Consider the following 26014-nt stretch of genomic DNA (forward strand, 5'->3'; position numbering starts at 1 on the left):
ATGCTGCCGAACGCCTCCTCTTACGACGAGCTCGTCAACCGGTTCCGCTGGGATATCCCGGAACGGTTCAATATCGCTCATTTCGCTTGCGAACGCTGGGCCGCGCGGGACCCCGGCCGGGTCGCGATCCTGAATAGGCTGGCCAACGGCTCAGTCGAGAAGATCACCTACGGAACGCTGAGCGACCGTTCGAACCGGTTCGCCAACGCGCTGTCCGCCGCCGGCGTCGGGCGCGGCGACAGGGTGGCGCTGCTGTTGCCGCAAGGCCCGGAAACGGCGATCGCCCATCTCGCCGCGTACAAACTGGGGGCGATCGTCATTCCGCTCGCTATGCTGTTCGGCATCGACGCGCTCGAATACCGGTTGACCGACTCCGGCGCCTGCGCGCTCGTCACCGGCGCGGACGGCCTAACCAAGATCGCCCGTCTCGAAAACCGTCCCGAGACGCTGCACACGATCTTCTCGGTCGACGGCCCCGGCGGGGACTTTCCGGATGGCGCCGAGGACTTTCACGCGGCCTGCGACCGCGCCTCACCGCGTTTCGAGATCGCCGACACGGGCCGCGACGACCCCGCACTCATCATCTACACCTCCGGCACCACCGGCGCGGCGAAGGGCGCCTTGCACGGCCATCGCGTATTCCCCGGCCATCTGCCCGGTGTGGAGATGCCGCACGAATTCTTCCCGCAGCCCGGCGACATCGCGTGGACGCCCGCCGATTGGGCCTGGGCCGGCGGTTTGCTCAATATCCTGTTTCCCGCGCTCTTTCACGGCGTACCGGTCGTCGCCTGCCGTCTCGAGAAGTTCGATCCCGAATTCGCTTTCGCCCTGATGGCCGAACTTGGCATCCGCAACGCCTTCATCCCGCCGACGGCGCTCCGGATGATGCGCGGCATCCGCAATCCGCGCGACCGCTGGAACATCTCGCTGCGCACCGTCGGCAGCGGCGGGGAATCGCTCGGCGCGGAGGTCTACGAGTGGGCAAAGCTGGCTCTGGGCCTCACCGTCAATGAATTCTACGGCCAGACCGAATGCAATCTGGTGCTGTCTTCCTGCGCGGCGATCGGCGTGTCAAAACCGGGCGCCATCGGCAGGCCGGTGCCCGGCCACGAGGTCGCGGTGATCGACGAGGACGGCAATGTTCTCTCCCCAGGCGAGATTGGCCAGATCGCCGTGCGCAGGCCCGATCCGGTGATGTTCCTCGAATACTGGGGCCGGCCGGAAGCGACGGACGAAAAGTTCGTCGGCGACTGGATGAAGACCGGCGACCAGGGCCTCGTCGACGAGGACGGGTACTTCTTTTTCGTCGGCCGCGACGACGACGTGATCACCTCGGCCGGCTATCGCATCGGCCCCGGCGAGATCGAAGACTGCCTGATCGCCCATCCCGCCGTGGCGCTGGCCGCCGTGGTCGGTAAGCCGGACCCTGTCCGCACAGAGATCGTCAAGGCTTACATCGTTCCGCGAGAGGGCGTCGAGCCCGACGACGCGCTCGTGACCGATATCCAGGACTTCGTCCGCGACCGGCTGGCCGCCCACGAGTATCCGCGCGAGATCGCGTTCCTCGAGGAAATGCCGCTGACGACCACCGGCAAGGTCATTCGCCGCCTGTTGCGCGATAAGGAATAAGCTCGCGTCAGGCTAGCGCTTGCCGGCCAGCGTTAGCGCCCGCTTGGCGATCCGTTCCATCTGACGCCGCCACGTTTCCAGACGCCCGGCCACGCCCCGCAATCCACCAAGCGTAGCCGGCGCAATCAGGACATCTGCATACGGCCGACGCTGGCGCCACAGCCGCTCGATCATCGGTATCCCGGGCAACGCACAGGAGTCGTAGGTCCCGTCGTCCCGCGCGGCAATCGCGGCCTGGGTGATCTCGGCGACGAGCTGGACACCCGGGGAGTAGGCGGAGAAGGCCTCGTCATAGGCGATCTTCCAGAGCCACCAGTCGGTGCCCGCGCTGCAGCTCACCGAGACAGCGACGGGGTTGCCGTTGACCCTGAGCGCATCGACGCGGATCTGTCTGGAAGCCGCCAGGCCCACGGCGATGGCCTTGAACATCTGCGCGATCTCCGGCGACAACGCTGCCGCCGTCCCCCGCGCGCCCTTCCAGCCGGAGGCCTCCAGCTCCAGGAACGCGTCGATCCCGGCCGCAACCGTGTCCGGGGCCTCGGCGCGGGTCACGGTCACTTCGCCATGGTCCGCGAGCCTGCGGCGAAGGCGGCGATATTCCTTCCGCCGCTTAGTGCCGAGCGCGACGTCCAGATAGCGCTCGTCGACGCTGCCGCCGTCGAATACCGCCCGTTGGTAGGCGCCGTGACGGGTGAGCGCGGCATTGCGCCGGCCGGCCGCCTCGACGAAGGCCGCGTGCAACGGACCGCCTTCCGGCAGGAAGCGGAACAACCAGGCAGCCGGCGACGTGTCGCCCTCGAGCCAGTCGAGGAAGGCTGCCACGGTCTCCGGGACCGCCTGCCCGTCGACGAGCGCTGCCGAGGACATGGCGTAGGGATGGATGAACGCCTCGCCGACGCTGAGCGGGACGCCCCAGCGCCGCTTCGCGATGAAGGGAAACACGCCGGTCAGCCTACGCCCGGACGGCCCCTCGTCGCGCCACACCAGTAGTGCACGAATGGCGGCGCCGGCACCGAGGCCTTCGATCGCCGGCAACGCGAAATCGGGATCGTAGAAGACATTCGGCTCGGCGGCCCGGCCGGCGAGCGCCTTCCAGTCGTCGCGGACGCGGACGAGACCGTCCTGATCGACTGTTTCGGAGACGAATCGAGCGATTTCGGCGCGATCCGGTCGCGCGCCGGCGGATGCCGCTTTCGCCGTGCGGTCCGTGCCCTTCCGCATCAATATCGCACCTGTGTCGACGGACGACGTCGCCATACCGTATTCCCGCACCGGGTGTCCGGTGTCCCGTTTCGCGACGCGGATCAGCGCTTGCCGTTCAGAATGAAGACATGCAGGCCGAGCCGCGCCCTTGCCCCGAAGAACAGCAAGATCGATTCCGCGATCAGCGCGAGGCTCGTCGCCCAGGCGGCGCCGGCGAGCCCGAAGATCGGGATCAGCGTGAAGTTCAGTGCCAGATTGAGCGCGAAGGCGACCGCGTAGATCAGCGCGCAGACGTTCTGCTGGCCGAGCATGTTCATGACCCTGTCCACGGGACCGACCGTCGCCCGCGCCATCAGGCCCAGCACGAGAATGAACAGCAGCGGATAGCCCTCGACGAATTCCGGCCCGAATAGCCACAGCAGCGGCTTGCCGGCCGCGAGCATCGCCAGCGTGGCCGCGAGCGCCGGCCAGAACGTCCAGTTCACGGTATCGCGCACAAAAGCCTCGAGCCTGGCCCGGTCTCCGGTCGCGCCATACTCGGCGTATTTGTGCGCGGAGGCTGCCGTCACCGCGAAGGGAACGAACGAGATCAGCGCCAGTGTCTTCACCGCGGCATAGTAGATGCCGATCTTGTCCGGGCTTTCGTAGATCGACAGCACCAGCACGTCGGTGTTGGTAAGCAGCATGTAGAAGCTCTCGACCAGGAAAATCGGCAGCGAGGTGACCACCCACGGTTTCCAGGCGAAGGCCCGCGCGACCCTCGGCACCCGACGCCTGAGCCGCAATTCGAGCATCAGCGTCTGCAGCACCCCGGTGATCCAGATCGCGCCGATCAGCGCATAGGCACCGGTGATCGCATCGGCGCTACCGGCGGCGAGCATGGTGCCGCCGACGATCGCGATGATGATCAGCGGCCGCACCAGATAGGGCAACGCCAGCGCCAGATCGATCCAAGAGTAGTTGCGCGCGATGCCGTCCTGGACCTCCATCAGCGCATAGGCCGGCAGGCAAACGAGGATCAGGTAGAGCGGCAGCAGGTATTGCCGGTCGATCAGGTCGCCGAACAGCCATAGGCCGAGGGCGCCGAGCAGCGACACGGTCGTGCCGATCGCCACCATCAGCAGGCGGCTGCCGTCCAGGAAACCGCGCAGCAGGCCGGTCTGGCCGGCTTCGGAATATTCGGCGATGAACCGCTGGCCCGCGGTCGGAAAGCCCATCGGCAACAGACCGCCGACGATCACCAGCGTCACGAAGGCGAAGGCGAAGACGCCATATTCATGGCTGCCCAGCCAGCGCGCCAGCAGGATCTGCGAGACGAGCGCGATCGCCGCGCTCGACGCGCGGATGAAGAAGGCGATGACAGCCGTGCGCTGGGCCAGCGTCCGGTCGGTCTCTGCGCGCAGGATATCGACGACGAGACGCCGCGCGCGGGCAATCCGCCCGCGCGGCGCACCCGCGTCGTCCTGCTGGTTCGCGGAGGTTATCTCGCTCACCCTGGCCCGTGTCCTGTCCGGTTCCGGAATACCGGCGGGAGCCTAGGCAGAAGCGTTTAAGAAACGGTTCCGGACTGAACAGAGCGCTGGTTCAGGCAGAGAACCCGCCGGACTCCAGATAGGCGCGCTCCTCCGGAGTCGTCTCACGGCCGAGAACCGTGTTGCGGTGGGGAAATCGCCCGAACCGGCGTATCGCATCCAGGTGCACCAGCGCGTACAAGTAGCCATCCTGGTCCGCATGGGCACGGAAGAAGTCGCAGCAGCGCGCCTGCAGGTCGATATCCTCGGCATGCATGAAAGGCATGTAGAAGAAATTGCGTGCCGGCACCGGCCAGAGCCGGTCATGGCCGGCCGCGATGGCACGTTCGGAAACGCCGACCGCCCGTTTGTCCTGATCGAAGGCGCGCGGGCTACCGCGAAGAATGTTCCGCGACAACTGGTCGAGCACGATGATGAGGGCAAGCGCCCCCTGGGGCGTGGCCTCCCAGTCCTCGAGACCGCCCGATGCGGCGTGCTCCAGCAAAGCTTCGAAGTGCTGGCGACAGGCTTCGTCGAACGCCTCGCCGCCGGCGTACCATTTGGTCGGACCGGCCGACCACCAGAAGTCGAGGACGTCGGTCGGCGTGGCAAGATCAGTCATGTGCGAAGTCTCCGTTCAACATTGTGAGATGGCTGATCCCGATAACGGCTCGGCCCGCCTGCCTGGCGTCGGGACTCGTTCCTAGAGGCGGATGGCCCCCGAATGGATTCGTCCGAACAGATCGGCATTGATCAGCTCGAAACGGGCGGTATCGGGATCGTTGAAATAGAGATCGTCGGAGATGCGGGCTGGGTCGAAACCATCGTTGCGCAGATCCACCTTCTTCTGCTTGAACGTGGTGGTGACTTCCATCTCCTTGCGGATACGCACGAACAACGGCCGGGCATAGGGCGGCAGCTGGGCATTGATATGCTCGCGCAGGCCGGGAAGATCAAGGTCGTCGTCGGCCGCGATCGCGGCCATCCCCGCGCGTCCGTCGTGGCCGGGCACGTGGACGCCGTAGACATTCGCCTCGCGCACGCCCGGGAATACGTTGATGGTCTCGGCGACCTCCGAGGTCGACACGTTCTCGCCCTTCCAGCGATACGTGTCGCCGATCCGGTCGATAAAATAGAAGTAGCCGAGCGCATCCTTCTTCAGAAGGTCGCCGGTTCGAAACCAGGCATCGCCCGACTCGAACACCTCGCGCAGGATTTTCTTTTCCGTCGCCGACTTGTCCGCGTATCCGTCGAAGCGTTGTGCAGGGGCCTTCGGATCGATGAGGATTCGGCCGATTGCCTCACCGGTTTCGTCCGGCTTGCATTCGATGCAGAAGCCGTCCGCCCCGCGCACGACTTTCTCCGATTCCACGTCGAACCGGATGATCTTCGTCATGAACCGCTTTTCCAGCCACTTCGGAATGCGGCCGACGGCACCGGGTGTTCCGTCCAGATTGAAGATCGTGACGTTGCCTTCCGTCGCCGCGTACCACTCGATGACGCGGGGGATCCGGAAGCGCTCCTGGAAATCGGTCCAGATGTCGGGCCTGAGCCCGTTGCCGTTGCACAGCCGGATCTTGTGCCTGGTCTCGTTTGGATGGGTCGGCGCGTTGAGCAGGTAGCGGCACAGCTCGCCGATATACTGGAACATGGTGCATTCATAATCGCAAACGTCGTCCCAGAACTGGCGGGTGGAGAACTTCTCCCGGATGAAACAGGAGCCACCGTTCATCAGCGTGATGCCCGGCGCGAGCACGCCGCCGGCCGTGTGATAGAGCGGCTGCGCGACGTAGATACGGTCATTCTCGCCGGAATGACATGCCGCGGCGAACCCGGCCATGATCGCCTGGACCCGGTAATGGTTTATCACCGCCGCCTTGGGCAGACCGGTCGTGCCCGACGTGTAGATATAGAGTGCCGGATCGTCGATCGTCAGTTCCGGCATTTCGTCGTCCGGCAACGGACCGTCCGGCAACTGCTCGAGCACGGCCTCGATAGGGTCGCCGTCGGAATGGGACCCGCCCGCGACCCACAGGCGCGGTGGCGTTTCGATATGGGGAAGTGCCGACTCGAACTTGGCGACCAGATCGCCGCCGACAAGGATTTGGCGCGCGTTGACGATGTTGAGGCAATGCGCGAGCCCCGCGCCGGACAGGTTCGTGTTGACCAGCGCGCAGACGCCACCGACACGGATAACGCCCATCCACACGGCGAGATATTCCGGCTCGTTCTGCATCATCAGCGCGACCGTGTCGCCCTTCCCGATGCCCAACGAGCGCGCCCAGCGCGCGTACTGGTTGGCACGCGCCTGCAGCTGGCGGTAGGTCAACTGAGTTCGGTCGTTCAGCAGGGCGACGTTGTCGGCGTACCGGTCCGCCAGGGTGTCCAGGATATCTGGAAACGTACGTGTCCGGTTTTTGACGATCGGCGAAACCCTGCCGAGAATCCGGATGGCCGAAACAAGGTAGATGAATTCGCTGCGCAGCCGTATAAGGAGCGACATTTCTTCCCCCGCGCCTCCCCCAAGCAGGCGTTTCCAGAGGTGCCCTGCCAGCGCCACTGGTCACCTGCGACGGGTCACCCTTTGCATCTTTCCTAGCATTCTGGAACGGCCTAGATAAGAGGGCACGGGACAAGGCACCGCTGCCCCCCGGCGGCGGGTGTCGCCGACGAGACTGCATCGAGTTCACAAGCTACGAGGACGGACCGTTTTGATGGACGAGAAACAGCCGGACTCGTCTGCTGCCGACATTCTGGACGTCAGGGGCCTGATCTGCCCCCTTCCGGTCCTCAAGGCGCGCAAGGTTCTGTCGGGTCTCGCACCGGGAACCCTGTTGACCGTCGAGGCGACCGATCCAGCCTCGGTGATCGATTTTCCGCACTTTTGTTCGGAAACCGGTCACGCGCTGGTCGCGCAATCCGAAACGGAAGGCGTCTACCGCTTCACGATTCGCCGTAAGGCGGGGTGACGGTCACCGGACTGCGATCACCGCATCGGATTGGAACGCGGCAGCACCGTCAATCCCGACGACCCGGCGCTCGAGTTGCTCGGCTTGGCGAACAACTTGAACGGATTGGCCTTCGGCGCATTATTCACGGGGCGCGGACGCGGCAGCGGAACGTCGAAGGCGATGACGGGCTTGGTCCCGGGCGTCATGGGACCCAGGTCGACGGCCGACGCCGCCGTCAGCGCCAGCGCGGTTCCGGCGGGATTGAGGGACCGCGAGGAATTCGCTTCGACCGTCGCCGCGGGCTCTGTTCCGAAGGACAGGTACTCCGCCGGCGCCTTCTTCTTCTGGCAGACATAGGGGCGCATATCGACAGGCGCGCCGATCGATGCCGGTCGCGGCAGGCTGTCGATCGTGGGGCGGCCCGCCTTGCCGAACAGCGAGAATCCACCGCCGGCCTCGAACCCGGCTTCCAGAAGCCCCGCCGTCACTTCGTCGCGCAGGCTCGATCGCAATCCGCCGAGCACGACGGCGGCCAGCCTCCGGCCACCGCGCGTGGCGGTCGCAACGATGTTGAACCCTGATGCGCAGACATACCCGGTCTTCATGCCGTCGGCGCCGCGGAATCGCCCGATCAGCTTGTTGTGGTTGCGCAGCACCTTCTGGCCGACCTGGATCGACGAGATCTCGAAGAACGCTTGGTACTGGGGATAATCGCGGATGATCGCCCGGGTCAGCAGCGCGAGGTCGTGGGCGGAGGTCACCTGCCGGTCGTCATGCAGACCGTGCGGATTGACGTATTGCGTGTCCCACATGCCCAGCCGCCGGGCCGTGGAATTCATCTTTGCGATAAAGACGTCGTAATTGCCGCCAACCGTCTCCGCCAGCGCTACCGCGATGTCGTTGGCCGACTTCACCATGAGGATACGCAACGCGTATTCGATGCTGATTTCCGTGCCAACCGGAAAGCCCATCTTGCTGGGCGGCTGCGACAAGGCCAGTTCCGAAATGCGAACCGGCGTCTTCATCGTAACCGAGCCGTTTCGGATTGCCTCGAAGGTGACGTAGGCCGTCATTATCTTGGTGAGGGACGCCGGATGCCACGGTGTGTAGGCTCCGTAGGCGTGCAGGACTTCTCCCGTGCCGGTATCGAACACCAGCGCCGGACCGGCGCGCCCTGCCGTAGGCGCGAGAACCAGGCTCACGGCTGCGAACACCGCAGCGACCGCAAAACGTCGCCAGCGCCACCCGCCTCGCCGTTGTTTATGCGCAGAAAACACCATGCCCCTTGTTAACGGAATTCCGGAGTCGACGCAAAGGTCGCAATACCACGACGTGGGAAAACTTAGGCAGCTTCGAATTCGACGGGTATATCGATGGCGACTGTCAGGTCGACCTTCAGCCGGATTGCGAGCTGATTGGTTCCATCCTCGCCGGTCATCGCCATCAGCGCCCCGCCCTGCCGGCGACACAGCACGCCGAGCGCACCCAGCAGGATCGCCATGTCGACATCGGAGGCGATCTCGACATCCGTACCGGTTTCAGTAATTTCGCGGAAGACGATCTCCACGTCGGCGCCGTCGCCCGCACCGGAAATCGCAACGCGTATATCGGGGGCCCCGCTGCGAAGGCGCACGACCTCCAGCGCTGTGTCGAAAAGCCGGCGGAGATCGGCCGGAACCCCCTTGACCGGCGGAAGGTCTCCGATCTCCAGGCGCGCGGGCGCAGGTTCGCCGTCGGCGGCCAGTCGTTCCGACCATGTCTCTATCAGGGCGCGCGGCTGCAACGTAACCGGGTTGGGGCGCACCGGCCCGGTACTGTCCATTTCGGTAATGACGAGGCAGGCATCGAAATTGCGCCGCATCAGTCGCAGGTCGCTGGCCAGTTCCCTGACGCGCCCTTCGGCGGCCTCCCGCCGATGCACTTCGGCGCGCACCTGATCGACCACATCGCGCATGTCGACGAAGATCAGAAAGCGCCGCAGCACCGTCCCATCGGCGCGATTGATGGTGTCGCCCGCGATCAGACACGGGAAGTTACCGGCCTCCTGGAGTATCTCTCCCGGACCGAGCGTCGCGCCGCGGCTGGCGAACGCGACGCAATCCACCGCCTCGTCGCCGAACCGGAATAGGCTCGTGGGATCGCGATTGAGAAGACCGGTGAAATTGCGTTCCCCGAACAAGGAAAGGGCTGCCTGGTTCGCCGAAATCAAATGCCCCTGCTCTGAGAAGGTGAGGATACCGTGGGGCGACTTCTCCAGGATCGTCACCGCGGCGGCCAGCTCGTCGGTGAATGTCGTCGACGTCAGAAACAGCAGCTGATCGACCGCGCGTGCCAGCGTACCAATCTCGTCGCTGCGCGAAATGCCCGTGCGAACCGCGCCGGAGTCCTCCGGCGCGTTGAGCGTCAGATCGACCACTTCGCGGATCGTTGCGAGCGGCCGCACCACCTGATTGGCAACGATCAGCACGGTCAGCACGCTCAACACGACGGCCACCGCAAGCAACAGCATCGCCTGCTTGAACAGACTCGCGGAGAGCTTCTGCCAGTCCTCGGCCACGTTCAGCCTCAGGATCACGCCATAGGGCAACCGCGATTGCTCGGGCGAAATGAAAATATCGAACATGCCGGTGGCAGGCGAGAAGCGAACGACTTCGCCGCTCAGTCGCGCCTCCGCCCATGTCAGGCCGGGGACCGTTCCGAAGACGGCGCGGTCTTCACCGGCTCCACTGATGACCACGCCGCCGTCGACCTTGGTGTTGCGCACCAGGTTTTCGCCCATCTCAGTCAGCGCCTCGATGCCCGGATACGCTGTCGGATCGACCGCCGCGGCGAACAGCGACAGCGCTTCCGCCGACCGTTCATGGACGAAGCCGTTCCTCTCGGTGTGATAGAAGAAAACCGTGACCGCAGCGTTCAGCAGGATCGCCGCCAGGAAAACGACGAGCGCAACCCGCCGGCAAACGCTCCCCGTGAGCGCCGACAGGATCGAGGACGGATGCACCGTTTTCTTCAGTATCGTTTTCACACGGGACGGTCCCTGCCGTTAGGCATACGTGGCGATCGTCCCGGATCCGCTTGAAAATCCGGTAAACGGCCGCAAGCGGCGCTTTCTCTCGACAATCGCCCTCAGGCCGGCAGCGTCATCACCACCCGCAATCCACCGGCGGGCCGGTTTTCCAGCCAGATGTCGCCACCGTGCGAACGGACGATTGAGCGGGCGACGGCGAGGCCGAGCCCGATACCTCCGGTATCCCGGCTTCGCGACGCCTCGCCGCGTACGAAGGGTTCGAACACACGCTCCAGATCGCTTTCGGGCAGCCCCGGACCATCGTCCTCGACCAGGACCCGCGCCTCGGACGGGCTCTCCATCATGCTGACGGTGACGCGTGCCCGTTCGCCGTAACGCACGGCATTCTCGATGACGTTGCGGATGGCCCGGCGAAGCGCGACCGTACGCCCGCGCACCACCGGACGCGCCTCCTCGTTCACCTCGATGCTCTGGCCAAGTTCGACCAGGTCGGCGGCGAGGCTGTCGACCAGGGCGGCAAGATCGATCGAGCGGGTTTCCTCTTCGGCCTGATCGGCGCGCACGAAGGCGAGCGTCGCTTCCGTCATGTGCTGCATCTCCTCGATCGTTGCGATCATCTTCTCGCGCATCTCGACATCATCGAGCAGTTCGGCGCGAAGCCGGAGACTGGTGAGCGGCGTCCTGAGGTCGTGCGAGATCGCCGCCAGCAAGTGCGTGCGGTCGCGCACGAAACGATCGAGGCGTTCGCGCATCTCGTTGAAGGCACGAACCGAGCGCCGTGCCTCCTCCGGGCCCGTTTCGGGCAGCGCGTCGATTGCCTCGCCGCGGCCAAGCCCCTCGGCGGCATCCGCGAGCGCGCGCATCGGCCGCACGATCCGGCGCGCCACCAGCATCGCCGCCACCAGCATGGCAGCGGTGGATATCAGCAGGCTTACGAGCAGCGGCCGACCGAACGGCCGGGGACCGGGCGGCGGTGCCGTCGCGATGTTCATCCAGCCGCCGTCTTCGAGCTCGATCGCCGCCTTGAACCAGCCGATCCGCTGCGGCGGAGGCGGCCGGCCGTCCCGGAACGACCACCAATGCGCTCGGCGTCCAGGTTTCTCGACGCCAATTGCGACCCGCACGGAGCGGCGCGGTAGTTCAAGCGCGGCCGCCAGTTCCGTGGCCAGGAAGTCCGATACCTTGTCCCGCCCGCCTCTTGTGCTCGGTTTGTCGCTTCCCCAGAACTTGACCCGCGGCTCGCTCGCCGCTTCCAGCAGACGCCCGCGCATGGCCGGCGGGATATCCTGCATGAGCCGTTTCAGGGTGATGGCGCGCTCGACGACCGATTCCTGGTAGGATTGCCGCGACGCGCGCATGCGCTCGCCGGCGAACAACACGAAGGTCACCAGTTGGGCGACCAGAAGGGCCAGGAACAGAAGCAGCGCGAGCTGGCCCGAGAAGCTTTTCGGTAGAAGTCTCATCGGCGTTCGACATCCGCCGAGAATGCGTAGCCGCCGCCCCAGATCGTCTTGATCAGCGTTGGATCTCTCGGATCGCCTTCGATCTTGCGCCGCAGGCGACTGACCTGATTGTCGATCGACCGATCGAAGGGAATCGCTTCACGGCCCCGCGTGATGTCGAGCAGCTGGTCGCGGCTGAGCACCATGCCGGGCCTGTCGAGGAACGCGACGAGCAGCCGGAATTCGCCCGTCGACAGCGAGACCGTCACGCCATCGGCACGGATCAGTTCGCGCCGCGCCGGGTCGAGCGTCCAGCCGGCAAATCGGTATGTCCCGCCTGTCCCCGGTTCGCGGTTTGGCGGTATCGCCTCGGTACGTCGCAGAACCGAGCGGATCCGAGCCAGCAGTTCACGCGGATTGAAAGGCTTGGTCAGGTAGTCGTCGGCGCCGATCTCGAGCCCGACGATGCGGTCGGTCTCTTCGGCCATCGCCGTCAGGAGAATGACCGGTATCTGTGTCGACTCCCTCAGATACCGGCAAAGCGACAACCCGTCCTCGCCAGGCATCATGATGTCCAGCACCACCAGATCGATCGCCGACATCGCGAGTATGGACCGCGCGGCCCGCGCGTCTTCCGCCGCCGTTGCGCGAAAGCCGTTCTTGACGAGATAGCGGCTGACCAGTTCGCGAATATCGCGATGGTCGTCGACTACGAGTATGTGCGGCTTGCCCTGCATGCCCTTGTGATACATCCACTGGCGGTCCCGAGCGCAGCCGAATGTGTATCAATTCGTATTTCCGGTCGACGCACCTTCCGCTGCGGCCCCGGCGCCGACAACGCGCCGGCCGGGCCTATGCCGGGCCTATACGGCCGCGAAACCGGCCGCCGGCGAGATACAAACTGATACAAAACAGTGCCTCGCCGACAAACTCCCGCGACGTCTTCACGCTTCAATGCCCTCATCGAAAGACGAGCAAATTGGAGTGAAGAATGAAGACCTCCACCACACTACTGGTCGCCGCCGGCGCCGTCCTCGCGGTCATCGGGGTCGGCTCCGCCGTCTACGCCGACAGCGGCTGGCGCGGCCACGGCTTCGGTCCCTGCCGCGACGGCGGAATGCGCGGCATGATGCACGGCGAACACGGCCCGATGGGTGACCGGTTCGGCGGGCATTTCAGCGGTCAGATGGGCGGCATGACGGGGCCGATGGTCGCCAAGCGGATGTTCGAACTCGCCGACACGGACAAGGACGGAAAGCTGACCCAGGCCGAGATCGACGCCGCCCGTACCCAGCGATTCGAAACCTACGACACCAACGGCGACGGGAAGCTCTCTCTCACAGAATTCGGCGCGCTGTTCAGCGAGATCACCGAGCCGGCGACGGTTCGGGCCTTCCAGTTCCTCGATCCCGATGGTGACGCGGAGATAACGAAGGAAGAGTTCGACAAGCCGGGCACGAGGCTGGTCGAACGCTTCGACCGCAACGGCGACGGTGTCCTGTCGCGCGACGATCGCCCCCACGGGTTCGACCGGGTTCGGGGCGGTCACGGCGGCTATGGCCCCAAGGACGGGATGCGCCGCGGCCCGCAACAGGGGACCGACAACTAGGATTTCGTCCCTGACCTCAGTTTCCGCCCTGCTCTTGCAGACAGGCAAGGCGGGAATGCGCGGCCCGGCCATTGCCCCCGTCCGGGCCGCGCTTTTTTTGAGCGCCGATCACTAATGTTAAAAGCGGTCCTTTGACGAAAATGCCCGCTTTAAGCGTATACGAGTATTAAATCTTTTTGTTCCAAGGTGACCCGTATGCGTGCGGTTATCGTGGTGTTCATAATCACCTTGGCCGTCGTCTGGGACGTGGGACAAAATCACGGTTACTATATCAAGACCGTATCGACCCAAGTTTCCCAGACCATGCGGACCATAGGGATTCTCTAGCGACGCGACCTGACGGTTTCGGCGGAGCCCGGTTTTTAACCAAAAACACCCCCCGGATATCCGAATCATCGAAACCAGCGCTGGCGGCGCGAGGGGAAGTGTTGCCCGCACCGGTCCACGCTGATCCCCCGCCTCAACGCCCGGAAACCGGTCTGGCCGGCCCGCCTCTCCGGACGGCGGCGATCCGCCGCGTCCACGGACAAGATCCGTGCGGCGAACAACGGTCTGGAGAGGTGGAGAAATGGTGCCCCTGGCCGGACTCGAACCAGCACTTCCTTGCGGAAAGCAGATTTTGAGTCTGCCGCGTCTACCAATTCCGCCACAGGGGCACGGCGCGCGATCATAGGGTTCGCGGGCCCATCGTCAACGCTTTCGTATGACGATGCACGGCATGCGATGTAGCCGATGGACTCAGCCCCGGAAACCGCGTACATCCGCCCGCCATGCTGCGCCAACTCTACGATCGGACAATGGCTCTCGCGGCCAGTCGCCACGCCACCTGGGCATTGGCGGGGATCTCCTTTTCGGAGAGCTCGTTCTTCCCCGTCCCGCCGGACGTCCTGCTGATCCCGATGGTCCTGGCCAAGCGGGCCAAGGCGTTTTTCTATGCGACGATCTGCACGCTCGCCTCGGTCCTCGGCGGTATCGCCGGCTGGCTCATCGGCGCCTTCCTGTTCGACGCATTGGCAGAGCCGATCCTGCAGTTCTACGGCTACGCGGACAAGTTCGAAGAGTTCGCCGGCCACTACAACGAATACGGCGCGTGGATCGTGTTCTTCGCCGGTCTGACGCCGTTCCCCTACAAGGTGATCACGATCGCCAGCGGCGCGACCGGCTTGCCGATGCCGGTCTTCCTGGTCGCCAGCGCTCTGTCCCGGGGGCTTCGTTTTTTCGCCGTATCTGCCCTGCTATGGTGGCTCGGCCCGCCGATCCGCGACTTCATCGAGCGCCGGCTCGGGCTGTTGTTCACGATTTTCGTGATTCTGCTGTTTGGCGGATTCGTAGTGGCGCGTTTTCTGCTGTGAACCTCGGCCGTGATCGGCCAGAACCCGGATGGATGCATGAGCAACGCACCTAACTTCGGTACGCCGGTGGGCCGCGCCTCGGCTGCGGTGATTCTCGTGGGAGCCGCGACCATCATCGGCGCCTGGGCTTTCCAGATGGCCGGTTACGTGCCCTGCCCGCTCTGCCTCCAGCAGCGCATTCCCTACTATATCGGCGTTCCGATCGCTTTCATCGCTTTCGTCACCGCCCGCCGCATGCCGGGATCGGTGGTTCCGAGGGGCCTGATCGGGATCGTCGGCCTCCTCTTTCTGGGGGGCGCCGGGCTTGCCGCCTATCACGCTGGGGTCGAATGGAAATTCTGGCCGGGCCCGACCGACTGCGCGGCCGGCGCGGGGCGCGCGCTCGACACCGGCAACCTGCTGGAAAGCCTGAACGACGTCGTACTGGTACGCTGCGACGAAGCGGCCTGGCAGCTGTTCGGCGTGTCGCTCGCGGGCTACAATTTTCTGATCTCGGCAGCGCTCGCCGCGATTACGCTGGGCGCGGCGTTCAAGAGCACCCGATAGACGCGCACCCGGTAAATACGCGCCCAGTGAACACGCGCCGGCCTTACGGCTCCAGCTCGGTATCCCAGTAGAGGTAGTCGAGCCAGCTCTCGTGCAGATAGTTCGGCGGGAACAGCCGGCCGTTCTTCTGCAGGTCGAACACCGTCGGCCGATACGGCATCTGCGCCGGCCACATGTTGGTCTTGCGCGGGTGGTGGCCGCCCTTCCTCAGGTTGCAGGGAGAGCAGGCGGCAACGACGTTCTCCCACGTGGTCTGACCGCCCAGCGCGCGCGGGATCAGGTGGTCGAATGTGAGGTCGTAGGAGGAGCCGCAATACTGGCAGCTGAAGCGATCTCGGAGAAAGACGTTGAAGCGGGTAAAGGCGGGATGGCGGGCGGGACGGACATATTCTCTCAGAGACACGACACTGGGCAGTCGTATCTCCGAGCTGGGACTTCGCACCGTCCGTTCGTATTCCGAGACGATGTTCACCCGATCGAGGAACACCGCCTTCACCGCGTCCTGCCAACACCACAAAGACAACGGGAAGTAGCTCAGCGGACGGAAGTCCGCGTTCAGGACCAGTGCCGGGCATGCCTCTGGTGAGACGACCGTCAAGATCTCCAGTCTCCACCGTAGCTCCCACCCGCCCCGATATGGGAGAAACCGGAGCGGACGAGACAACATATGGTATGCGTATAGTATATTCGCCGTGTCAGTCTTGTGAAGCTGTCTCATAAAGGCGGCAGCGCCGGTCGGCTCCGGCATCACGCGCGTCACACGGGCGCGCCGGAACCGCCCTTCAACACCCGGTAATACGCCCAGAACAGGAGCGCAGCGGCGCCGCGCAAAGGCCGCCAGCGCTCCCCGATTTCCGCCATTTCCTTGGCATCTGGCCGAGACGCCAGCCCGCGCGCGACGCCAACCGCGTGCTGCAGGGCGAGATCGCCGGCGGGCCACGCATCGGCATGGCCGAGGCAGAACATCAGATAAATATCCGCCGTCCACGGACCGATGCCGTGCACCGCGCAAAGCGCCGCATGCGCTTCGTCAGCGGCAAGACGCCGAAGTGATTCGAATCGGAGCGAACCGGTTTCGGCCGCCTCGGCGACGGCCCGGAGCGTCCGGATCTTGGGCCGGGACAATCCTGCCTGCCGCAACGTCTCGTCCGAGGCGGCCGCGAGTACTCGCGCTTCGAACGGCACCACTGCGGACCGGAGCCTTGCCCAGATCGCGGCGGCACTTGCCGTCGACACCTGCTGGGCGACGACGATGTGGGCCAGCCCCTCGAACCCCGGCTCGCGCCGCCGCGGCGCCGGCACGCCGGTTTCCGCAAGCACGCGGGCGATCACCGGGTCGCCCTCGGCGAGGGACTCGAGCGCGCGCGCGATATCGTCGGACGTTTCGAGTCGGGGTATCGTCACAGACATGGGCGCGAGACTAGCGGCAGCCTTTCGACGCGCCTACCCGTTTGCAGTTCCACCACTAACGCGTATCTCTTGCCGTTATGTCGCCTCCCGTCCTGCGTTTCGCACCGAGCCCGACCGGCGCGCTGCACCTTGGCCATGCCCTCTCGGCGCTGCTGACCCACGACGCGGCACGCGCACGCGGCGGCCGCTTTCTGTTGCGCATCGAGGACATCGACCGGACCCGGTGCCGCCCGGCGTTCGAGCAAGGCATCTATGACGACCTCGCCTGGCTCGGTCTCTCCTGGGAACAATCGGTGCGCCGGCAGTGCGACCATTTCGCCGACTACCGCGCCGCGGCCCGGGAGCTCGCCAATCTGGGCCTGCTCTACCCCTGCACGTGCACCCGCGCCGAGATAGCGGCAACGGTCGCCGCCCTGGAGGAGACCGAGGGACCCTGGCCGCGCGATCCGGACGGCACACCGCTCTATCCCGGCACCTGCCGACCGCACGAGCCAGTGGAGCCGGATATCAGTCTGGCCGAGGCCGGCCACCACGCCCTCCGCCTCGATATGAGACGCGCGGCGGCCCTCGCCGGCCCGCTGTTCTGGATCGAGCGCGGCGATGCCTTCTATGACCGGGACGCCGCTCCCGCCGAGCGCATCGCCGCCGATCCCGCCCGGTGGGGCGACGTCGTCGTCTGCCGGAAGGAGACGCCGACGAGCTACCATCTGTCGGTGACCGTCGACGACGCGCTGCAGGGCATCACCCACGTTACCCGCGGGCGCGACCTTTCCGAGGCAACCGCGATCCACCGGCTTCTCCAGACGCTGCTGGATCTGCCCGCGCCGGAGTACGCCCACCATCGGCTGCTGATGAACGACGACGGCCTCAAGCTGTCAAAGACGCGCGGCGATACCGGCCTGGCCGCCCTGCGCGAAGCCGGCTGGACGCCTGCGGATATCCGTCGGATGGTGGGCCTGTAAGCTCAGGCGCCGAGCACCCAGAGCCAGAGCGGCAAGGTGATCATGGAGCCGGCGCTGGTCAGCGTGATCGAATTGGCGGAGATCGCAAGGCCGGTACGGAACCGGTTGGCAATCAGCCAGGCGTTCACACCGGTCGGACAGGCACCGATGAGGGTAACGACCGTCGTCCACAAGGGTGGCAGCGCGAACACCCTGGCAGCAAGGAACCAGACTATTGCCGGCATCAGCAAAAGCTTGAAGCCGGAGATGAACACGGCCGGCAGCACGTGCCCGCGCACGCCATATTTCGTAAGGCTCATGCCGAGCGCGAACAGCGCGCAGGGAACGGCGACCACCGCGATCTGATCTCCGAGAACCTGCAGCGGACCGGAATAGCCAAGGCCGAGGAAACGCCAGACGCTGCCGCCGACTATGCCGATGACGAGCGGATTCTTGACGAGGTTGATCGCGATCGACCCGGCGATGCGCGGAACCGATATCGGCCCCTCAGCGGTACCGTCGCGGTGCTCGGCCCATTCGATCAGGGCCGTGCTCACCGTCATCAGCACCGGTAGCTGCACCGCCACGATCAACAGGACGGGAACCGCGCCCTGGTCGCCAAACGCGGTGAAAACGAGCGGAATGCCCAGCAAGACCGCGTTGGAGAACCCGGCAGACACGCCGGCGATGATGCCGGCCTTGGCATCTCGGCCGAACAGCTTTCGCAGCAACAGGTCCGACAATGCCCAGGATACCGCGGCACCACCGAAATAGCTGACCCAGACCGGCCACGGCGAGACCTCCGGGAAGTGCACGGTCGCCAGCGTCTTGAACAGCAGGATCGGCAAGGCGACCATGAACACGAAATCGCCCAAACCCTCCCCGATCGCCTCGGGCAGATAGCGGCTCCAGGCGGCGGCGAAGCCGACTCCGATCAGGCCAAATACCGGCAAGACGATCCAGAAGATCTGGGCAATAGAGTCGTTCACGGCGAGCCGTCCTTGGCGCTGCGTTGGGGTGGAATTCTACCCTTGAGACAAAACTCGTTTACCTTAAGTGCGATAAAGCATTCTCTTTGACCTTCCTTTAAAGGCCTGGCTCTAGCATGCTGGACAGAACAAAGGGAGGCGTCGCCTCCGCCGGCTTTCGGTATCGGAGCCGGCGGAGGCGCTGCTGAATTTTTTGTGTCGCAGCATTTGCACGGACCACTGGGGGATTACCGCTTGAGCGCAGACACCGGTTCGACCGGCAGGGCCATCACCGGCCCCGGTTGGGAAGACCAGGCAGGCATCGCCGCCCTGGCCGAGCTCGTTGCTGGCCTGCCGGAGCCGTCAGCCTCCTTGAGCGTTTCACTGTCCGCCCTTACCGACAGCTCGATGCGCCGTTCCGCCGCCCTCGACGAAAGGGTCGCCGAGGGCCTTGCGGTGCGTCCGCGCGTGCTGCTGGTCGAAGACAATCCGATGAACCGGCTGATGGTCGGCGTGCTGCTTGACCGCCTCGGGCTCGAGCATGTCGCCGTCGGCTGCGCCCAGGAAGCTATCATCCGCTTCGCGCGCGAGGCTTTCGACGCGATCCTGCTCGATGTCGAGATGGACGGCATGGCGGGCCTCGCCACCGCCCGCGCCATCACCGGGCTGGCCGGCGCCGCGACGCCGCCGCTGGTCGCCCTCGGCCGCGCCGATCTCGAAGACGAAATCCTCGAGGAAGCCGGCTTCTCCGCCATAGCCGAAGCCCCGTTCGACACCCGCCGCCTCGGCGCCGCGTTGATTGCGGCCGTCGAGAACAGCCTGATCGAGTCCGAAGCGCAGTAGAGTCCGCCTTCCACGCCCCACAATGCGAATTTGCCGGCAGACCCAGTTGCTCCCTGGTGACGATGCCGTAAGATTTCTTTATCAACCCACGGTCAATAACGGCTCGTGTTTCGCGCGGCATCCAGTATGCTGACTAACTATAACCTCTCCCGTTAAACGGGACATCTTCCCATTCTGAGAGGAATCGCATGACTTTTCATAATCATTCGGCCCTGACGAATTCGGCGATAGCTTTCGCCGTGTTTTTCCTCGTTGCCGGCATGCTCGCCATCTCGCCTGCACAGGCCCAGACGATCAGCTACGCTCAGTCTGTCGACGAGTTGGCCAAGGCCTGCGGCGCCGACATCGGCAAGTTCTGCAAGAACACGAATATCGGCAGCGGCATGGGCGCCTGCATGGAAAAGAACATGTCGAAGGTATCCGAGCAGTGCAAGGTTACGTTCGTCGCCACACAGGCCTCACTTGCCAAACGCGCGGCCGCGCAGGCCGCCACCGAGCAGTTGTGCGCCAACGATATCAAGCGGTTCTGCAAGGAATACGATCCCGGTAACGGTCGCTATCTGCGCTGTCTCCTGAAGACGGGCAACAAGGTCAGCGCGCCGTGCACCCAGGCCCTCACCGACGCCGGTTGGCGCTGATTCATTTCCATGATGCCGGACCCGCACGCTGTCACCATGGCGAGCGCGCACATGTCGCGCGGGGTCGGTCGAGCGATTTTCGGAGAAACAAGATGAAAGTATTTATTTCGACGCTGGCGGCCCTGGTCGTCGCCGCCCTTTCCACGGGCGCGGCCCATGCCCAATCAGCCGTTACCCAGGGCGACCTGATCCGGGACCTGCAGGGACTGAGCAACCGCACCACAGTCCTCGACGTCAACAAGATGCGCAATGACGTGCTGGTCAAGATCCGGACCGAGAACACCGAGGAAAATGTCGGACGTGACGAGTACCTCGACTATTTCGCCAACCTGCCGAATTTCGATGTCGAGATCCTGTTTGACTTCGATTCCGACATCATCAAGCCGGAATCCTACCGGATCCTCGGCGCGATGGCGGACGCCCTGCACCACCCGGTCCTGGTCGGAGACCAATTTCTGATCGTCGGCCACACCGATGCCAAGGGCAAGCGCGAGTACAACCTCGGGCTCAGCCAGAGGCGTGCCGACGCCATCCGCAATGCGCTGGTCTCGTACTTCAAGGTCGCGCCGAATCGCCTGAGGGCCTTCGGCCTCGGCGAGGAGCAGCTCAAGGACCCGGCCAATCCCGAGGGTGGCATCAACCGTCGCGTCCAGCTCGTCAACCTCGGCCCGCTGCCGTAGCGGACAGAAAAGCACGTACCGGACCGGCGCCGCGGTACTGCGGCGCCGTCACCGTCAGGCCACTTCCTTCTCGATGCCGTCGTCGACGATGCGCACGACGTCGGACATGATGTCGTTTAGGCGGAAGTCCTTGGGCGTGTAGACCCCGGCGACGCCAGCCTGTTTCAGTGCCTCGGCGTCCTCCGGCGGGATGATGCCGCCGACAACGACCGGCACATCGTCGAGGCCCGCTGCTCTCATGCGCTCCATCACCTCGGTAACGAGCGGTACATGGCTGCCGGAGAGCACCGACAGGCCGATGATGTGGACCTTGTCCTCTTTCGCCGCCTCGACGATCTCGGCAGGCGTCAGGCGGATGCCCTCATAGACCACATCCATTCCGGAATCGCGGGCACGCACGGCGATCTGCTCGGCTCCGTTCGAATGTCCGTCGAGGCCCGGCTTGCCGACCAGGAAGGCGAGCTTGCGGCCGAGCCGCTTGGAGACCCGGTCGACCTCGGCGCGGATCTCGTCGAGCCCCTCGGTATCGTTGCGCGGCGCGCGGCCGACGCCGGTCGGCGCGCGAAATTCGCCGAAGGACTCGCGCAGTGCCCAGCCCCATTCGCCGGTCGTGACGCCGGCCTTGGCACAGGCAACCGACGCCTCCATGACGTTACGGCCCTCGTTCGCTGCACGGCTCAGTTCCGTGAGCGCGGCCTGCGCGGCGCTCTCGTCGCGCTGCTCGCGCCAGGCGTTGAGCCGCTCGATCTGGTCGCGCTCCACCCATTCGGGAACGGTCAGCACCGCGCCGGTGCCGGTTGAAAGCGGCGACGGCTCCGTCTCGGTATAGGCATTCACGCCGACGACCATCTTGCCGCCGCGCTCGATTTGCTCGAGCCGTTCGGTGTTGGAGGCGACGAGCGCCTGCTTCATGTAGCCGGATTCGACCGCGTTGACGGCGCCGCCCACGGCGAGGACCGAGTCGAGCTCGGCGCGCGCGGCGGTCTTGAGTTCGTCCACCTTTGCCGCGACCACCGTCGAACCGTCGAAGAGGTCGCCGTATTCGAGCAAATCGGTCTCGTAGGCCAGGATCTGCTGCATGCGAAGCGACCACTGCTGGTCCCAGGGCCGGGGCAGGCCGAGCGCTTCGTTCCATGCCGGAAGCTGCACCGCACGGGCACGGGCGCCTTTCGACAGCGTAACGGCGAGCATCTCGATCAGGATGCGGGTGACGTTGTTCTCGGGCTGCTGCTCGGTCAGCCCCAGCGAGTTGACCTGCACGCCATAGCGGAAACGGCGATAGCGGGCGTCTTCGATGCCGTAGCGCTCCGCCGTGATCTCGTCCCAAAGCTCGGTGAACGCCCGCATCTTGCAGATTTCAGTGACGAAGCGGATGCCGGCGTTGACGAAGAAGGAGATACGCCCGACCGCCTCCGGGAACTGTTCGTCCGGAATCGCGCCCGACGCCTTGACGCTGTCGAGAATGGCGATCGCGTTGGCAAGCGCGAAGGCCAGCTCCTGCACCGGCGTCGCGCCGGCTTCCTGCAGGTGGTAGGAACACACGTTGACCGGGTTCCACTTCGGTACCTCCCGGCAGGTCCAGGCGATGACATCGGTCGTCAGCTTCAGCGACGGTGCCGGCGGGAACACGTGGGTGCCGCGCGACAGATATTCCTTGATGATGTCGTTCTGCGTCGTGCCGGTCAGCTTGGACCGGTCCGCTCCCTGCGCGTCGGCGGCGGCGACGTAGAGCGCCAACAGCCAGGCGGCCGTCGCGTTGATCGTCATCGAGGTGTTCATCTTCTCGAGCGGAATGCCGTCGAGAAGGGCCTGCATGTCGCCGAGATGGGAAATGGGCACGCCCACCTTCCCCACCTCGCCGCGTGCCAGCACGTGGTCGGAGTCGTAGCCGGTCTGAGTGGGCAGGTCGAAGGCGATCGACAGGCCCGTCTGGCCCTTGGCGAGATTGCCGCGATAAAGCCGGTTCGATTCCGCAGCCGTCGAGTGTCCGGCGTAGGTCCGGAAGATCCACGGGCGATCGCGGTCGGGCGTGTCGGTCATATTAGGGTCCCCATTTTAACCGGCCCCTATAAAACCGCCACCTTCGCTGCAATGCAACAAGACAAAAAGCAGACACTCGGCAGCCCGGTCCGGACCGCCGTTGATTCAGCGATCGCCGCCTGGATCAGGCCTTTTTCACCAGCCCGATGATGAACAACAGGATCACGGCACCGATCACCGAGTTGATGATCGCGGAAACCCATGTGCCGCCGATCATGATGCCAAGCGCCCCCAGGACATAGGTACCGATCAACGCACCGACGATGCCGACGGCGATATTGCCGATAACGCCGAAGCCGCGGCCCTGCATGATGAGACCCGCCAGCCACCCGGCGACCGCGCCGATGACCAGAAGCGAAATAATCGATTCTATGCCCATAATTTGGCCTCCTGTGGGTCTGCCGCGAGCGACACGCGCGAATCACCAGGTGCGCCATGCCCCCGCGGCGACACTATAGCCGATCCTTCGTAAAACGCGCAGAACGGCGCTATTCGCCGCCCTCCGACGGCAGTCCGAACACGGCGGCGGCGAACGCCACGACGGCAAGCGCGACGAACCCCATCGCCCGCAGCCGGCGACGGTCGACATCGGGCGCCCGCAAGGCGACCTGCGCGGCCACCACGCATTGCAGCGCGTAGAACAACGCGAAGGCGCGCGACGCCAGCGCGATGATGGAGAACACGTCGGTGCTCCATACGAGCAACGCGCCGATTGCCGCGATGACCGGATAGGCGATACGCCGCCGGATAGCTCCTCTCGTTTCTTCCTGGATCAGTCCTGCACTCGCGATCGCATCGGCGATCGCCGCCGAGAGCTGCGCGAAGACGGCACCCGCGGCCAGCATAATCGGCAACACCGGCGCGGCCGCGGCCACAAGGTCGATCATCACCGCGACATCGCCGTTGACCGGGTGTTTCTCCGCGACCACCAGGGCGAGCGCGAAGAAGGCCAGATAGATCGCGCCGGCGATGAACTGCGCGAGACGCATCGTACGGATACGCGTTTCCGGCGGGTACTCGCCGGCAAGGAACCGCGACGTCTCGAAACCCTGCACGACGATCAGGAGCCCCAGCACGATACGGACATCGTCCCATTCCACCACGCCGGGAACATCCGCCGGCACCCATTCGCCGGCGACGAGAAGATTGATGTTGAGAAGCGCAAGCGCCGCCAGCACCGCGGCGATGATCGCAAGCTTCAGGCCGACGGCATATTCCTCGACGCCCTCCAGTCCGTGCAGCCCCTTCCACAGTCCATAAGCCCCGATCGCGGCCAGTATCGTCGTGGTGATGGACTGCGCCAGCAGGGGATCCTGCAAGCCCACCGCCTTCAGCAGAAAGGCGGAAAGAAGCGTCAGGTAGTAGGCTACGGAAATGAAGTAGGCGAAGGCGAGCGCGATGTGAGACATCCGCTCGACCGGCATGAGGTGGCTCGCCCCCTCCTCGGCGAACATCGGCTCGCCGTAGCGGATGTTGAACCGGATGGCGCCCCCGAACAGGTAGGACAGTCCCAACAACGCCGCCATCGCCACGATCGCATAGTGACCCACGGCGCTCGTGAGGATCGGCAGCGAAACGAGGAAGCCCGATCCGATGATCGAGGCCAGCGGCGTGACCGTAGCTCTCCACTGCGACGCCGCGCGTACGCGCGGCGACAAGACGAAAACCGCAACGGCAAGCGCGGTTGTGATGGCAACGGCATTCGCGATCAAGACGACGGCGCCTCCGAGCCGAAGTATGTCACGAAAACATACCGGCATGGTTCTTGTTGCACTGCAACACCAGTTTGGGGCATGTGTAGGACCCGCACGGCCCTGCGTCGTCCGACAGGACGGATCGGGCCACCGAACTTGATTGGTCTCGCGGACAGTCCCGCGGAAATGGGAGGTGAACTATGGCGACGAACGTCGCGGAGCAGGCCCAACCCCCGGTCTACGAAGCCGAGAAGAAAGACCTTTACGAAGTGGGGGAGATTCCGCCGCTCGGTCATGTCCCCAAGAATATGTACGCCTGGGCGATCCGGCAGGACCGCCACGGCCCGCCGGACGAGGCGATGCAGGTCGAGGTGGTGCCGACCTGGGAGATCGATTCCAACGAAGTGCTGGTGCTCGTGATGGCCGCCGGCGTGAACTACAACGGCATCTGGGCCGCGCTCGGCCAGCCGATCACCCCCTTCGCCGTCCACAAGGCCGACCTCCATGTCGCCGGCTCCGATGCCTCGGGCATCGTCTGGGCCGTCGGGTCCAAGGTAAAGCGCTGGAAGGTCGGCGACGAAGTCGTCATCCACTGCAACCAGGACGATGGTGACGACGAGGAATGCAACGGCGGCGACCCGATGTTCTCGCCGACCCAGCGCATCTGGGGATACGAGACGCCGGACGGCTCGTTCGCCCAGTTCTGCCGCGTCCAGGCCCAGCAGCTGATGCCGCGCCCCCAGCACCTGACCTGGGAGGAATCGGCCTGTTACACGCTGACGCTGGCGACCGCGTACCGCATGCTGTTCGGCCACCCGCCGCATGACCTCAAGCCTGCCGACAACGTGTTGGTCTGGGGCGCGTCCGGCGGTCTCGGCTCCATGGCGATCCAGCTCATCGCCGCCGCCGGCGCCAACGCCATCGGCGTCATTTCCGACGACGACAAGCGCGAGTTCGTCACCTCGCTCGGCGCGCGCGGCGTCATCAACCGCAGAGACTTCGACTGCTGGGGCCAGATGCCGACGGTCAACACGCCGGAATACGCCGCGTGGCTGAAGGGCGCGCGCGCCTTCGGCAAGGCGATCTGGGACATCACCGGCAAGGGCAACGACGTCGACATGGTGTTCGAGCACCCCGGCGAAGCGACCTTCCCGGTCTCCTGCCTGGTGGCGAAGCGCGGCGGCATGGTCGTCTTCTGCGCCGGAACGAGCGGGTACAACCTGACCTTCGATGCCCGCTACGTGTGGATGCGCCAGAAGCGCGTCCAGGGCTCGCATTTCGCCCATCTGAAGCAGGCCAGCGACGCCAACAAGTTCGTTATCGAGCGGCGCATCGACCCGTGCATGTCCGAAGTCTTCCCCTGGGCGCAGATCCCCAAGGCGCACATGAAGATGTGGAAGAACGAGCACGCCCCGGGGAACATGGCCGTTCTCGTGCAATCGCCGGCGACGGGCCTGAGAAGCTTCGAGGACGTGCTGGAGGCGAGCGCCGGCTGACCGGCGCCGCGATCACCGGTCAAGAATCTCCTC

General features: G+C 65.0%; 24 protein-coding genes and 1 tRNA gene. 10 read left to right on the plus strand and 15 right to left on the minus strand.

Going from position 1 to position 26014, the window contains the following annotated elements:
- A complete protein-coding gene (locus ACSF9G_RS20860) occupies nt 1–1629 on the plus strand; it encodes an acyl-CoA synthetase (RefSeq protein ID WP_436644076.1) in 1629 nt (542 codons plus the stop codon).
- Nucleotides 1630–1641: 12 nt separating this feature from the next.
- On the opposite strand, the gene ACSF9G_RS20865 is transcribed toward ACSF9G_RS20860, so the two are convergent.
- The 4 genes from ACSF9G_RS20865 to ACSF9G_RS20880 all read right to left on the minus strand — a co-directional run bounded on the left by ACSF9G_RS20865 (nt 1642) and on the right by ACSF9G_RS20880 (nt 6846).
- Complete coding sequence (locus tag ACSF9G_RS20865) at nt 1642–2886, minus strand: GNAT family N-acetyltransferase (RefSeq protein ID WP_436644077.1); 1245 nt, start codon at nt 2884–2886, stop codon at nt 1642–1644.
- Nucleotides 2887–2933: 47 nt separating this feature from the next.
- Complete coding sequence (locus ACSF9G_RS20870) at nt 2934–4325, minus strand: lipopolysaccharide biosynthesis protein (protein ID WP_436644078.1); 1392 nt, start codon at nt 4323–4325, stop codon at nt 2934–2936.
- 91 nt (nt 4326–4416) lie between these two features.
- Nucleotides 4417–4965, minus strand: a complete 549-nt coding sequence (locus ACSF9G_RS20875; protein ID WP_436644079.1) for a DUF924 family protein — start codon at nt 4963–4965, stop codon at nt 4417–4419.
- A gap of 81 nt (nt 4966–5046) precedes the next feature.
- Entirely contained in the window at nt 5047–6846 is a 1800-nt protein-coding gene (locus tag ACSF9G_RS20880; RefSeq protein ID WP_436644080.1) for a long-chain-acyl-CoA synthetase, read from the minus strand.
- Nucleotides 6847–7057: 211 nt separating this feature from the next.
- Between ACSF9G_RS20880 and ACSF9G_RS20885 the strand changes: the two genes are divergently transcribed.
- On the plus strand, nt 7058–7312 hold the full coding sequence (locus ACSF9G_RS20885; RefSeq protein ID WP_436644081.1) for a sulfurtransferase TusA family protein: 255 nt from the start codon (nt 7058–7060) through the stop codon (nt 7310–7312).
- A 17-nt stretch (nt 7313–7329) separates the two neighbouring features.
- On the opposite strand, the gene ACSF9G_RS20890 is transcribed toward ACSF9G_RS20885, so the two are convergent.
- The 4 genes from ACSF9G_RS20890 to ACSF9G_RS20905 form a co-directional block, all read right to left on the minus strand.
- Nucleotides 7330–8496 carry a D-alanyl-D-alanine carboxypeptidase family protein gene (locus ACSF9G_RS20890; RefSeq protein WP_436644082.1) on the minus strand — a complete coding sequence of 389 codons (1167 nt, stop codon included), beginning with the start codon at nt 8494–8496 and terminating at the stop codon, nt 7330–7332.
- Nucleotides 8497–8636: 140 nt separating this feature from the next.
- Nucleotides 8637–10319, minus strand: a complete 1683-nt coding sequence (locus ACSF9G_RS20895; RefSeq protein ID WP_436644083.1) for a PAS domain-containing protein — start codon at nt 10317–10319, stop codon at nt 8637–8639.
- A gap of 101 nt (nt 10320–10420) precedes the next feature.
- The gene (locus ACSF9G_RS20900) at nt 10421–11785 is read right to left on the minus strand and encodes an ATP-binding protein (protein ID WP_436644084.1); all 1365 of its coding nucleotides are present in this window, start codon (nt 11783–11785) and stop codon (nt 10421–10423) included.
- On the minus strand, nt 11782–12501 hold the full coding sequence (locus tag ACSF9G_RS20905; RefSeq protein WP_436644413.1) for a response regulator: 720 nt from the start codon (nt 12499–12501) through the stop codon (nt 11782–11784). Before ACSF9G_RS20905 ends, ACSF9G_RS20900 begins: the two co-directional genes overlap by 4 nt.
- Nucleotides 12502–12755: 254 nt before the next feature.
- On the opposite strand from ACSF9G_RS20905, the gene ACSF9G_RS20910 reads away from it, so the two are divergent.
- The gene (locus ACSF9G_RS20910; RefSeq protein ID WP_436644085.1) at nt 12756–13373 is read left to right on the plus strand and encodes an EF-hand domain-containing protein; all 618 of its coding nucleotides are present in this window, start codon (nt 12756–12758) and stop codon (nt 13371–13373) included.
- 569 nt (nt 13374–13942) lie between these two features.
- On the opposite strand, the gene ACSF9G_RS20915 is transcribed toward ACSF9G_RS20910, so the two are convergent.
- Nucleotides 13943–14029, minus strand: a tRNA-Leu gene (locus tag ACSF9G_RS20915).
- 114 nt (nt 14030–14143) lie between these two features.
- Between ACSF9G_RS20915 and ACSF9G_RS20920 the strand changes: the two genes are divergently transcribed.
- A complete protein-coding gene (locus ACSF9G_RS20920) occupies nt 14144–14725 on the plus strand; it encodes a YqaA family protein (RefSeq protein ID WP_436644086.1) in 582 nt (193 codons plus the stop codon).
- Nucleotides 14726–14761: 36 nt separating this feature from the next.
- The gene (locus ACSF9G_RS20925; protein WP_436644087.1) at nt 14762–15271 is read left to right on the plus strand and encodes a disulfide bond formation protein B; all 510 of its coding nucleotides are present in this window, start codon (nt 14762–14764) and stop codon (nt 15269–15271) included.
- Between the two features lie 43 nt (nt 15272–15314).
- On the opposite strand, the gene ACSF9G_RS20930 is transcribed toward ACSF9G_RS20925, so the two are convergent.
- On the minus strand, nt 15315–15869 hold the full coding sequence (locus ACSF9G_RS20930) for an HNH endonuclease (protein WP_436644088.1): 555 nt from the start codon (nt 15867–15869) through the stop codon (nt 15315–15317).
- Nucleotides 15870–16027: 158 nt separating this feature from the next.
- Entirely contained in the window at nt 16028–16603 is a 576-nt protein-coding gene (locus ACSF9G_RS20935) for a DNA-3-methyladenine glycosylase family protein (RefSeq protein WP_436644089.1), read from the minus strand.
- A gap of 155 nt (nt 16604–16758) precedes the next feature.
- On the opposite strand from ACSF9G_RS20935, the gene gluQRS reads away from it, so the two are divergent.
- The gene (gluQRS, locus tag ACSF9G_RS20940; protein ID WP_436644090.1) at nt 16759–17643 is read left to right on the plus strand and encodes a tRNA glutamyl-Q(34) synthetase GluQRS; all 885 of its coding nucleotides are present in this window, start codon (nt 16759–16761) and stop codon (nt 17641–17643) included.
- 2 nt (nt 17644–17645) lie between these two features.
- Here gluQRS and ACSF9G_RS20945 read toward each other — a convergent pair whose 3' ends face one another.
- On the minus strand, nt 17646–18611 hold the full coding sequence (locus ACSF9G_RS20945) for an AEC family transporter (RefSeq protein WP_436644091.1): 966 nt from the start codon (nt 18609–18611) through the stop codon (nt 17646–17648).
- Nucleotides 18612–18845: 234 nt separating this feature from the next.
- Here ACSF9G_RS20945 and ACSF9G_RS20950 point away from each other — a divergent pair, with 234 nt between their 5' ends.
- From ACSF9G_RS20950 to ACSF9G_RS20960, 3 genes are all read left to right on the plus strand, one after another.
- Nucleotides 18846–19433 carry a response regulator gene (locus tag ACSF9G_RS20950; RefSeq protein WP_436644092.1) on the plus strand — a complete coding sequence of 196 codons (588 nt, stop codon included), beginning with the start codon at nt 18846–18848 and terminating at the stop codon, nt 19431–19433.
- Between the two features lie 188 nt (nt 19434–19621).
- Nucleotides 19622–20071 carry a cysteine rich repeat-containing protein gene (locus ACSF9G_RS20955; RefSeq protein WP_436644093.1) on the plus strand — a complete coding sequence of 150 codons (450 nt, stop codon included), beginning with the start codon at nt 19622–19624 and terminating at the stop codon, nt 20069–20071.
- A gap of 92 nt (nt 20072–20163) precedes the next feature.
- Nucleotides 20164–20751: an OmpA family protein gene (locus ACSF9G_RS20960; protein WP_436644094.1), complete on the plus strand. Its 588-nt coding sequence runs from the start codon at nt 20164–20166 to the stop codon at nt 20749–20751.
- Between the two features lie 54 nt (nt 20752–20805).
- On the opposite strand, the gene ACSF9G_RS20965 is transcribed toward ACSF9G_RS20960, so the two are convergent.
- The 3 genes from ACSF9G_RS20965 to ACSF9G_RS20975 form a co-directional block, all read right to left on the minus strand.
- On the minus strand, nt 20806–22791 hold the full coding sequence (locus ACSF9G_RS20965) for a methylmalonyl-CoA mutase family protein (protein WP_436644095.1): 1986 nt from the start codon (nt 22789–22791) through the stop codon (nt 20806–20808).
- Between the two features lie 124 nt (nt 22792–22915).
- Nucleotides 22916–23170 (minus strand): GlsB/YeaQ/YmgE family stress response membrane protein, encoded by a 255-nt coding sequence (locus tag ACSF9G_RS20970; protein ID WP_436644096.1) that lies wholly within the window; start codon nt 23168–23170, stop codon nt 22916–22918.
- A 109-nt stretch (nt 23171–23279) separates the two neighbouring features.
- The gene (locus tag ACSF9G_RS20975; protein ID WP_436644097.1) at nt 23280–24503 is read right to left on the minus strand and encodes an Aq_097 family APC-type transporter; all 1224 of its coding nucleotides are present in this window, start codon (nt 24501–24503) and stop codon (nt 23280–23282) included.
- A 182-nt stretch (nt 24504–24685) separates the two neighbouring features.
- On the opposite strand from ACSF9G_RS20975, the gene ccrA reads away from it, so the two are divergent.
- Complete coding sequence (gene ccrA, locus ACSF9G_RS20980; protein WP_436644098.1) at nt 24686–25981, plus strand: crotonyl-CoA carboxylase/reductase; 1296 nt, start codon at nt 24686–24688, stop codon at nt 25979–25981.
- Nucleotides 25982–26014: the final 33 nt, after the last annotated feature.

The sequence above is a fragment of the Microbaculum mangrovi genome (assembly GCF_051390635.1).
Taxonomy (GTDB): domain Bacteria; phylum Pseudomonadota; class Alphaproteobacteria; order Rhizobiales; family Tepidamorphaceae; genus Microbaculum.

Excerpts from the sequence above, each read along its gene's own strand:
- ACSF9G_RS20860 (WP_436644076.1), top strand. The coding sequence starts at position 1 with ATGCTGCCGAACGCCTCCTCTTACGACGAGCTCGTCAACCGGTTCCGC.
- ACSF9G_RS20865 (WP_436644077.1), bottom strand. The coding sequence starts at position 2,886 with ATGGCGACGTCGTCCGTCGACACAGGTGCGATATTGATGCGGAAGGGC.
- ACSF9G_RS20875 (WP_436644079.1), bottom strand. The coding sequence starts at position 4,965 with ATGACTGATCTTGCCACGCCGACCGACGTCCTCGACTTCTGGTGGTCG.
- ACSF9G_RS20880 (WP_436644080.1), bottom strand. The coding sequence starts at position 6,846 with ATGTCGCTCCTTATACGGCTGCGCAGCGAATTCATCTACCTTGTTTCG.
- ACSF9G_RS20885 (WP_436644081.1), top strand. The coding sequence starts at position 7,058 with ATGGACGAGAAACAGCCGGACTCGTCTGCTGCCGACATTCTGGACGTC.
- ACSF9G_RS20900 (WP_436644084.1), bottom strand. The coding sequence starts at position 11,785 with ATGAGACTTCTACCGAAAAGCTTCTCGGGCCAGCTCGCGCTGCTTCTG.
- ACSF9G_RS20905 (WP_436644413.1), bottom strand. The coding sequence starts at position 12,501 with ATGCAGGGCAAGCCGCACATACTCGTAGTCGACGACCATCGCGATATT.
- ACSF9G_RS20910 (WP_436644085.1), top strand. The coding sequence starts at position 12,756 with ATGAAGACCTCCACCACACTACTGGTCGCCGCCGGCGCCGTCCTCGCG.
- ACSF9G_RS20920 (WP_436644086.1), top strand. The coding sequence starts at position 14,144 with ATGCTGCGCCAACTCTACGATCGGACAATGGCTCTCGCGGCCAGTCGC.
- ACSF9G_RS20925 (WP_436644087.1), top strand. The coding sequence starts at position 14,762 with ATGAGCAACGCACCTAACTTCGGTACGCCGGTGGGCCGCGCCTCGGCT.
- gluQRS (WP_436644090.1), top strand. The coding sequence starts at position 16,759 with ATGTCGCCTCCCGTCCTGCGTTTCGCACCGAGCCCGACCGGCGCGCTG.
- ACSF9G_RS20955 (WP_436644093.1), top strand. The coding sequence starts at position 19,622 with ATGACTTTTCATAATCATTCGGCCCTGACGAATTCGGCGATAGCTTTC.
- ACSF9G_RS20960 (WP_436644094.1), top strand. The coding sequence starts at position 20,164 with ATGAAAGTATTTATTTCGACGCTGGCGGCCCTGGTCGTCGCCGCCCTT.
- ACSF9G_RS20965 (WP_436644095.1), bottom strand. The coding sequence starts at position 22,791 with ATGACCGACACGCCCGACCGCGATCGCCCGTGGATCTTCCGGACCTAC.
- ACSF9G_RS20970 (WP_436644096.1), bottom strand. The coding sequence starts at position 23,170 with ATGGGCATAGAATCGATTATTTCGCTTCTGGTCATCGGCGCGGTCGCC.
- ccrA (WP_436644098.1), top strand. The coding sequence starts at position 24,686 with ATGGCGACGAACGTCGCGGAGCAGGCCCAACCCCCGGTCTACGAAGCC.